Source organism: Campylobacter sp. BCW_4338 (genome assembly GCF_001763255.1).
In the GTDB taxonomy this organism is placed as follows: Bacteria; Campylobacterota; Campylobacteria; order Campylobacterales; family Campylobacteraceae; genus Campylobacter_D; species Campylobacter_D jejuni.
On record NZ_MJYJ01000019.1, the window covers coordinates 1 to 538 of the forward strand.

The 538-nt window shown below is 26.4% G+C and carries 1 pseudogene; it reads right to left on the reverse strand.

The features are described 5' to 3' along the window. Positions 1 to 230 precede the first annotated feature (230 nt). Positions 231 to 538 (reverse strand): annotated as a pseudogene (locus AJN69_RS01920) (autotransporter outer membrane beta-barrel domain-containing protein); the annotation flags it as partial.

A 538-nucleotide genomic window follows, 5' to 3' on the forward strand; every position in this document is an offset into this window, starting at 1 on the left:
TTAATCTTCAATCCTCTTCACTTCTTTTTAATCGTCTTAAAATGATTTAAAATGATTTATTGTTAATCTTAGCTGAGTTTTTAAAATACTTTAAAAGAATGATTGCAATCTAAAAAGAGTTTAACAACCTTAAAAACATCCATCCCAATAATTTTAAAATTATTAGGATGAAATTTTTAACAAGTAGGAGAGTAAAAACTAATTAAACTAAGGTATGATCTTTTATAAGATTACCAAAGATAATTAAACTGAGCAAATCCTGTATGGGTATTGCCATCTTTATCAAACATTCCATTATAGTTTAAACTAAAATAGAAAGCTTCATTAACAGGAACGATAAAAGAAGTGCTTACAAATTTTTGTATTCTTGGTAAATCAAACTCATCACTTACTTTTATATTACCAAATCTAGCCTCAGCTTCTACTTTAGGATTGATATTAAACTTAGCTCCAAGTTCTACTGAAGTTTTTAAATTAGGCAACCAATCTCTAAACCAAGTAAAGCTTGTTTTAGTAGAGAAAAGATTTAAATAGTTTG